Annotated in this window: 8 protein-coding genes; 2 read left to right on the top strand and 6 right to left on the bottom strand. The window is 72.0% G+C overall.

What is annotated here, in order from left to right:
• Positions 1–455 precede the first annotated feature (455 nt).
• From ACGFZN_RS39145 to ACGFZN_RS39120, 6 genes are all read right to left on the bottom strand, one after another.
• The gene (locus tag ACGFZN_RS39145; RefSeq protein ID WP_393863262.1) at positions 456–740 is read right to left on the bottom strand and encodes a hypothetical protein; all 285 of its coding nucleotides are present in this window, start codon (positions 738–740) and stop codon (positions 456–458) included.
• Entirely contained in the window at positions 740–2,356 is a 1,617-nt protein-coding gene (locus tag ACGFZN_RS39140; RefSeq protein WP_393863261.1) for an exonuclease domain-containing protein, read from the bottom strand. Before ACGFZN_RS39140 ends, ACGFZN_RS39145 begins: the two co-directional genes overlap by 1 nt.
• A gap of 174 nt (positions 2,357–2,530) precedes the next feature.
• Positions 2,531–3,163 carry a hypothetical protein gene (locus ACGFZN_RS39135; RefSeq protein ID WP_393863260.1) on the bottom strand — a complete coding sequence of 211 codons (633 nt, stop codon included), beginning with the start codon at positions 3,161–3,163 and terminating at the stop codon, positions 2,531–2,533.
• Positions 3,164–3,284: 121 nt separating this feature from the next.
• Positions 3,285–4,202 (bottom strand): hypothetical protein, encoded by a 918-nt coding sequence (locus ACGFZN_RS39130; RefSeq protein ID WP_393863259.1) that lies wholly within the window; start codon positions 4,200–4,202, stop codon positions 3,285–3,287.
• A 115-nt stretch (positions 4,203–4,317) separates the two neighbouring features.
• Positions 4,318–5,409: a tyrosine-type recombinase/integrase gene (locus tag ACGFZN_RS39125; RefSeq protein WP_393863258.1), complete on the bottom strand. Its 1,092-nt coding sequence runs from the start codon at positions 5,407–5,409 to the stop codon at positions 4,318–4,320.
• Positions 5,406–5,735 carry a hypothetical protein gene (locus tag ACGFZN_RS39120; protein WP_393863257.1) on the bottom strand — a complete coding sequence of 110 codons (330 nt, stop codon included), beginning with the start codon at positions 5,733–5,735 and terminating at the stop codon, positions 5,406–5,408. Before ACGFZN_RS39120 ends, ACGFZN_RS39125 begins: the two co-directional genes overlap by 4 nt.
• 158 nt (positions 5,736–5,893) lie before the next feature.
• Here ACGFZN_RS39120 and ACGFZN_RS39115 point away from each other — a divergent pair, with 158 nt between their 5' ends.
• Positions 5,894–7,219 (top strand): hypothetical protein, encoded by a 1,326-nt coding sequence (locus ACGFZN_RS39115; protein ID WP_393863256.1) that lies wholly within the window; start codon positions 5,894–5,896, stop codon positions 7,217–7,219.
• Positions 7,216–7,812 carry a hypothetical protein gene (locus tag ACGFZN_RS39110; protein WP_393863255.1) on the top strand — a complete coding sequence of 199 codons (597 nt, stop codon included), beginning with the start codon at positions 7,216–7,218 and terminating at the stop codon, positions 7,810–7,812. Before ACGFZN_RS39115 ends, ACGFZN_RS39110 begins: the two co-directional genes overlap by 4 nt.
• Position 7,813: the final 1 nt, after the last annotated feature.

Here is a 7,813-nt window from a genome sequence, read left to right as displayed (position 1 = left end):
GCTGCGCGACACCTTCAGCGCCGAACAGGGCAAGGGCCTCATCATCGCGGGCCTGACCGGGGTGTTCATCATCGGCTCGCTCGGCACGGTGTTCACCATCGTCTACGGGATGGCCGTCTGACCTGCGACTTCGGCGACCTCTTATAGAAACGGGCCCTCGAACGAGGGCCCTTTCTGTTCAACTCGCCCGGCACCGGCCGCGCTCCGTACGATCAGCGGCCATGAGCACCGCACGCCGGCCACTGGGGCACGGCCCGCAGCACCAGGCCCCCGCCGTCCCGCAGCCGGGCACCAGCACCTCCCGGCGCCGCCGAGGCCGACGTCGAGACGACGCCGCTGTACCGCACCGGCCGCCTGCAGGACCTCGCCCAACTCCGCGAGCGCGGCGTGTTGGGCTCCCCCGGTCGAACCTTGGACCCGCACGGGTTTCAGAAATCCGACCAGGACTGAGGCGCTCAGCGCCCCAGCTGCGCGCGGCCCGAGGGCAGCGCCCGCCGTCGCGCCGGCCGCTGCTCGGGCTGCGCCTGGTCGTCCCGCTCGACAGTCACCTCGACGCCGTCGGTGGCGACGTCCGCCAGGACCTCGATGTAGATCCGGCAGCCGGACCCGCGCCGGTTCGGCACCGGGCTCGAGACGTCACCGACCCGGGTCTCCGGCCACGCCCGCAGCGCGCGGACGACCGCGTCGGCCGTGCGCTGCACGGCGGCCGAATCCGAGCCCATGAGTCGAATCTGCGGCATCAGGCGCTCACCTTCTCCCGCTCCTTCGGCAGCGCCCAGGAGGGAGCGCTGGCCAGCTGACGGAGGACGTCCAGCGCGGCCAGGGCATCGCCGAGGGCCCGGTGCCCGCCGCCCAGCGGCAGCCACTCGCGCACGCCTTCCCAGGTCGAGCGGGCTTCCATGACACAGTCCCAGTTCGCGCTCCTGCCCAGGTGCCCCGGGGCCAGCTCCAGCCGCCGGCAGTCGTCCTTGACCACCTCGCGGTCGTACTCCTCGTTGTACGCGAGGACCTTGCGGCCGGCCGTGACCCTCAGCAGGTCCGGCAGCACCTGGTCGAAGGTGGGCGCGTCCGCGACCATCGCGTCACTGATGCCGTGCACCGCGAACGCGCCGTCGGTCACGGGAACCTCCGGGTTCACCAGAGTGTTCAGCAGCGTCTCGCCGGTCGCGCAGTCCACCACGGCGACGTCCATGACGCTGCCCCACAGCGCGTGCGTCTCCGTGTCGATCAGCACGGCGGCACCGGGCTGCAGCATCTGCCGCGCCCAGTGCACGACGCGGCCCACCTCGCCGAGCAGCTGCACGGTGCCGGCGTACGGCGCCAGCCCGGCATCCGCAGCGACCAGCGCCCGCACGTCCTCGACCGTCGGAGTTCCGTCCTCGCGCGGCTCCCAGTCCACGATCCACCGGTTGGCCAGGTTGGCGTACCGGCACCAGGCGACCAGACCGTGCTCGGTGCGCAGCCGCTCGACGAACGCGCGCACCGCCTCCGCCCGCTTCGGCGCCTGGGAGGCGAACCGCCGCAGCGGGGAGACCTGCCGCGGCTTGAGCGTGCGGACCTTCTCCCAGTCGACATCCTCGATCCGCAGCACCGCGTCCAGGTCCGCCGCCCGGTACAGCGGCACCGTCACCGTCTTGGAGTAGTAGCGGCTCTGCCCCTGCCAGACCGTGCGCTTGATCTGCGAGACGGGCGTCAGCCACCCGGCCTCGACGCAGTAGTCGAACTCCCGGCGCCTGATGCCCATGTGCTCCGCCGCCTCATCCGGGCCGAACAACCGCGCGCCGGCGACGTCCGGCTCCTCGACCCCGGCCAGGCGCTCGACGCCCTCCAGCGCCCAGCGGCCGAACTGCCCCGGCTCCATCCCCGCCTCGCGGGCCCGCTCCTCGAACTCCAGCTCCGTCCACCCGCAGCGGCCGGCCGCCGCCTCCCGCGTAACGCTCGACTCGTACCAGGCCACCCGCTGCTCGACGATCTCGCGCAGCGCCGCGACGACCTCCGCCGACGGCTCCGCCGCCACCCGAGGGTCGTAGAGGGCGTACCCCTTCCACTCACCCGTCTCCTCGATGAGCCCGCGCTCCGCCAGCGTCTCGACGTCGCACGACCACAGCTCCACTCCCGTGGCCTCCTGCAGGAGTTCGGCCGTGCGCTTCGCCCCGTACCCCTGCCGGTCGCCGAGCACCTCGCGGATCTCCCCGGACCGCGCGGCGACGTCGTCCGCCTGCTCATCCGACCACCGGCCCGACGGCAGCGCCGGCCGGGGAACCAGCCCCTTCACCAGACCCCGGTCCACCTGCCAGCGGTACAGCCCGGCATGGTCGGCCAGCTGCACCGGCCCGAATCCCTTCTGCTTCCCCACTGCCTGCCCTCCAGTGTCGAATCCCGTGCCGCACGAATACCCGCAACACGGAAAAGCCTAAACCACAATCAAGGGTTTTCGTACCCGAATTCAGAAACCCAAAAGGACCGTTAAATACGCGCGCGCGATTGTGCTTATATATAAACGACGTCGTTTTAAAAGACGCCGAGGTGATCAGCCCGAAGGCTGCGCCACCAGGGGGATCGGCCAGTGCTCCTCGATCGCCTCACGGGCGATCCGGCTGGACGGGTAGAGCTTGGCCGCGAGCCGTTCACGTTCGGCCCGCTCCTCTTCGCTCAAGGCGCTCTGCAGTCCGGTCAGCCCCTTCTCCTCCAGCTCATTCAGCACCGGCTCGGAGATTCGCCAAGCCGCCGTACGCAGCCGCAGCACCAGGTCCTCGTCCAGCGTGAACGCCCTTTCGTCCGTGCCGTGTTCGCACCCCGACACGCAGGCCGGCCACCGCCCCGACAGCGACAGCCGGGTCTGCTCGGCCCTGCTCAGCGGCGCCCACGGGCCCACCAAATCCGGCTGCTGCAGCCGCTCCTCCAGGGCCTGCCCCATGAGGACGTCGAGCGCGGGCCACCGCTCCGGCCGCACCTCCGCGGCCTCGATGCGCGCCTGCCGGCGCAGCCGCTTGACCGCCTGCTCCCACTGCGGGGAGCCGACCGGCTCCGTCAGCGCCTCCGCCCGCTGCTCCACCAGTTCCTCAACGAAATTTGTCTCGGCTTTCCGGTGCTTCCTTATCAAGGCCCTCAGCCGCCCCGCCTGCTGGACGGAGAGGGTCAGCGTGATTCGCTTCCTTGCCATGGAGTCAGTAAACGACGTCGCTTAGACCCCCCACAAGCCCGCGCAGGCTAATAACAAGCCCTGCGGAGCGCCGCGCGCCCCGAAACCCAGCTCAAAGCGCCAGTAGGCGGCAGAAGAGGACTCAGGCCGGTTCAGCCGTTTCGACGGCGACGGGCGGCGCCTCGCTGATGACGGCCCGGCGCAGCTGCTCGATCTTCGGGGGCAGCAGGCCGGCGAGCCCGTACCGGGTCCGGCCCCGGCGGTAGGAGGTGATCAGCCCGTTCTCCTCCAACGGCATCCCGGGCGGGCGGTGGAGCGTCGCGCCTTCCTCGCCCGCGTGGCCGTCGTGGTTGTGCCACAACGAGACCCACAACCGCGAGGTGCCGTGGGCGCGTTGGGCCAGCTCCGCGCGCACCGGCAGCCAGCGGCCGAGCGCGGCCCTGGTCAGCGGCGACAGCTCGAAGTGCTCGCCCTCGCCCTCCAGGTCGCCGCCGCCGCGCTGGGGGCGCCGCTCGACGTACACCGCGGTGTTGCCCGGGGTGAAGTCGCTCAGGCGCAGGGCGACGAGTTCCCCGGAGCGCGGGGCCGCGTCGAGGACCAGGCCGAGCATGGCGGTCAGCCGGATCTGGCCGGGCGGCATGTACCCGGCCAGATCCCGGTCGAGCTGACGGCGCAGCGCCGCGAGGTCGCCGAAGGCCGGGGTCGGCTGCAGCGGCAGCGCCCCGCCACCGAGCAGCAGCGCGGGCAGGCCGAGCGCGTCGCGCAGCACGTCCACGCACTGCCGGCGAATCTCGTTCGTCGCCTCCGACGTCGGCGGGCGCTTCCCGTCGACCAGCCGAGTCCGCAACGCGCCGGACTCCGCGAGCCGGAGGTACGGGGCGAGGGCCTCTTCCTCGAGGAGACGCCGCAGGCTGCGCCGCGCGGCAACGGGCAGCGCGCCCCGGCCCAGGGCCCGCAGCAGCTCCCCGCGGACCATCCCGAGCTGACGGCGCCGCGCCTCGCCGACGACCAGGTCGTCCAGGAGGCGGTCCAGCGCGGTGATCGAGGCGTACTCCGGCACGCGCCGATTCTCGCGTACGGCCACCCGTGCCGCGCCGGCCGCGGCCGGGTTTCTGGACTTTCTGGACCCCTCTTATGCGCGCACGCGTACGCGCGAGCGTCCCGCCGGCCCGGCTCTAACCCTCCCCGCCTTGCAGGGCACCGGCGAGGTCCGCGCCGACGCTGTAGCCGGGGCTGTCGTCGAGCAGTTCCTTGCGCCGGTTGTAGCGCTGCGTGGTGCGGGAGTCCTTGTGGTCGGCCCAGCGCTGGATCTTGTCGGGGCGTGCGTCCTTCTTCGCCAGGGCGTGGGTGATGGCGTCGCCCTTGGTGCCGTGCGGGCCGCGCGGGGGCAGCCCGGCACGCTTGGCCAGGGCCTGCAGCAGCCGCCACACCGCCGGTTCGTCGAGCTGGCCGCCGGTCGCCGTCTGGAACAGCCACCCCTCGGTCCGGCCGCCGAGGTAGTCCTGCAGCGCGTCCCAGGCCACCGGCGGGATCGGCTTCTTCTTCCGGCCGCCGCCCTTCATCTTCTCCAGCAGCAGCACACGGTGCCCCTTGTCGTACCCGAGGTCCTCGACCCGGGCGTTGAGCAGGGAGTCGATGCGCAGACAGCAGGTGTACAGGAGAAGGAGCAGCGCGTACGCGCGCTTGCGGTACGCGGCGACCCGGTGGTGGTCCCGCGCGGTGACGACGAGGGTCACCCACTCTTCCTCTGTGTAGCCCACGGTCGGTGAGTAGTCCGGATCGAGGTACGGCCGGGCGACCGCGTCGAAGGGGTTCTTCAGCGGTTCGTCGCTGACCACGTCCAGGTACGAGAAGAACGAGGAGGCCGCCGACAGGGCGTTCGCGCGTGACGCGTCGCTGTACGGCTTCCCGGCCCGGACCATCTCGCCGCGCCGGCCGCCCTTGACCCGCACCCACGTGGGGGTGGTCTCCAGGTACAGCCGGAAGGTGTCGGCGAGTGGGAACTTCACCGCCATCGGGTGCGTGCAGTGCTCCCGGGCGAACTCCTCGAAGATGCGGAAGCCGCGGGCGTACGCGCGCTGCGTGTTCACGCTGCGCTGGTGGGCGATCCAGGAGGCCGCGAGGGTCGGCAGCACGTCGTCCTCGCCGTACAGGCCGACGAGGAAGTCGTACAGCTTGCGCGCGTGCTCCGGCCACAGGTCACGCGGGTCACGACGCAGCGTGGCGAGCGTCGCTCGGGGCGAACGCTCGACGGCCCCCGCCGTCACGGCCGGACAGGAGTGGGCACGCCGCCCAGCTCGTGGATGTTCAGCTCGAACTCGTCCAGGTAGTCGGGGTGGTCCCGCCACTCGTACGCCATGGTGCTCAGGCAGTCCCAGCGCGCGTCCGCCGTGGCCTCCCGGTCCTCGGCGCCGGATTCCACGGTGAGCAGGTCGCGGCCGAGGACGTAGTTCGACTCAACGGCCCGGAACAGCGCGCTCAGCGCCGTGACGAGGTCGCTGTTGCCCTGCTCCCGCGCGTGGGCGAGCAGCGGGTCGATGCGGTTGCGCAGGAACGCGTTGATGCGGTCGAAGTGATCGGCCGTCAGCGGCACGGTGCCTCCCCAGAATTCGAACCCCCGAGCGGGATTCGGTGAGCGACAGGATAACTGTAATTATCCTGTGCGTTCTTTCGTGCCACCCGTCCGGGCTAATCCGGCCGAAGCGTCAAGGAACCCCTGACGCAGCCTCCTGTCAGGGGTAGCCTGACAGTATGGAAGAGGACACCGAACCCGCCGAGCGCGAGCAGCCACCGGCCCTCGCCCCGGCCGACGAGGCGATGCTCGCCCGCGCGCACACCCTGTACGAGATCACCGAGGCCGCCCTGCGTGACGTCGCCCAGACCTACCCGGCCGACGACCACGGCAGCGTGCTGCGCGACGCCCTGTTCATCCAGGGCCTCGCCGAGCAGCTGGTCGACCAGGCCGTCGTCGCCGAGCGCGAACGCGGCGCCAGTTGGGCCGACATCGGGGAGGCCGCCAGCAGCTCTCGGCAGTCCGCCCACGAGAGGTGGGCGAGCGACGTCGCCGCGTGGGTCCTGATGGGCCGCAAGCGCACCGGCATCGGCCGCGGCCCGGCCGACCCAGAAGCCCATGCCCGCGACCTGGACGCGTGGTACTCCGGCCTGCTCGGCGGCGCGGACCGGCCGATCAGCCGCACCCTGCCCTCCCTGCGCGACGAGGACGCCCGCCGCCAGGCCGACGCCCGCCGCGCCGAGGTGCCCCGGCTCAACCGGCGGCTGGACGAACTGCGCCGCGAGACCCTCGACGCCTACGAGGCCGCCTTCGCCGCCACCGGCACCGACCAGCACGAGGCCAAGGGCGCGGCGTGGGCCGCCAAGCACCTCGCCCAGGCCGAGGTCTACGACCGGCTCGCCGACATCGAGGAGCCCGTCGCCGCCGAGCACCGCCGCAGCGCCGCCGCTCAGCGCTCTATCGCCCAGCAGATCCTCGGGGGCCGCGCCCCGCAGGACTTCCCGACCGCCGGCGGGATCCGCGAGCAGGTGTACGCCGCGTACGCCGACCTCACCCCCCGGGAGCGCAGCGGCTCCAAGCGCGCCGTCGCCGCCCTGCTCGCCGAACGGCTCGACGGCATCGGCGTCGACAGCGTCCGCAGCCGCCTCGACGCCGTGGTCGAGGCATACCGAGAGAAGGAACGGATGACCTACCTGCTTGACCTCGCCGCCTGCTCGGACCCGCAGCAGGCCGTTGAGACGGCCGCCGGCCTGCTGGAACGCTGGGCGCAGCCCACCAACAACGACTTCTGGCACAGCCAGAGCCGCAGGCTGCTGTCCGGCTACCTCATGGCCGCCGCGCTCAGCGACGCCGACATCGACACGGTCTACGACTGGATCGCCCACCCCGACGACCGCCGCCCCGTGGAACTGCTGCGCACCGGGCCCGTGCCGGAGTGGGCCGACGACTGCGAACAGATCCTGACCTCCCCTCCGAAGACCCGCGTCAACGTCCTGCTCGCCGTTCGGGCCGCGCTGGAGTGGAACCTGCCCGGCAGCGCCGGCCGGAAGGGAGAAGGCAGGTGACGAGCCCGGCCGACGAAGAACTGCTCGCCGAGTCCGAGGCCGTGCTGCGGCGCCTGCACAATCGTGTCGGAGATGAGCGCTTCCGCCGGTGGCCGGCCACCCACCGCGAGGCGTTCGGCGCCGCCATGGCCGACATGGTCACCCATGCGGACGGCACCCGGTCCTTCGGCCCCAACAGCCCCGTCCCTGCGTGGGTGCGCCGGGAGTTCGACGGGCGGATGGGTCCCTCGGAGTGCCCGAGCCTGGCACTGGCCACCACCGGCGAGCCCCGCGACTGGTCCCGGCTGCTGGCCGATCACCCCGAGATGCGGCTCACCAACCACTACTACGCCGAGCCGGAACCCGGCGCGATCCTGGCCGCGCACGAGCTGCTGCGCGACTGCGGACTTGAGCCGTGGCTGGACGTCGAGCTGGAGCTGAACCTGGTCGGGAAACAGATCGTGCCGGACGCCGGCGCCGGAGCCCTGTACACCCCGCACCCGCTCCCCGACGACGTCCGAACCGAGGTCACCGCACTGCTCGGCCCCAACGCCCGGCTGCTCCTCGACACCCCGACCGGGCGGGGCGACATGAACGGCTGGGAGTGGTGGTGAC

Origin of the sequence: Streptomyces sp. NPDC048192 (assembly GCF_043202415.1) — a bacterium.
GTDB lineage: Bacteria > Actinomycetota > Actinomycetes > Streptomycetales > Streptomycetaceae > Streptomyces.
The sequence above is the reverse complement of the archived record's forward strand: the minus strand, read 5'-3'. Positions and strand labels throughout refer to the sequence as shown.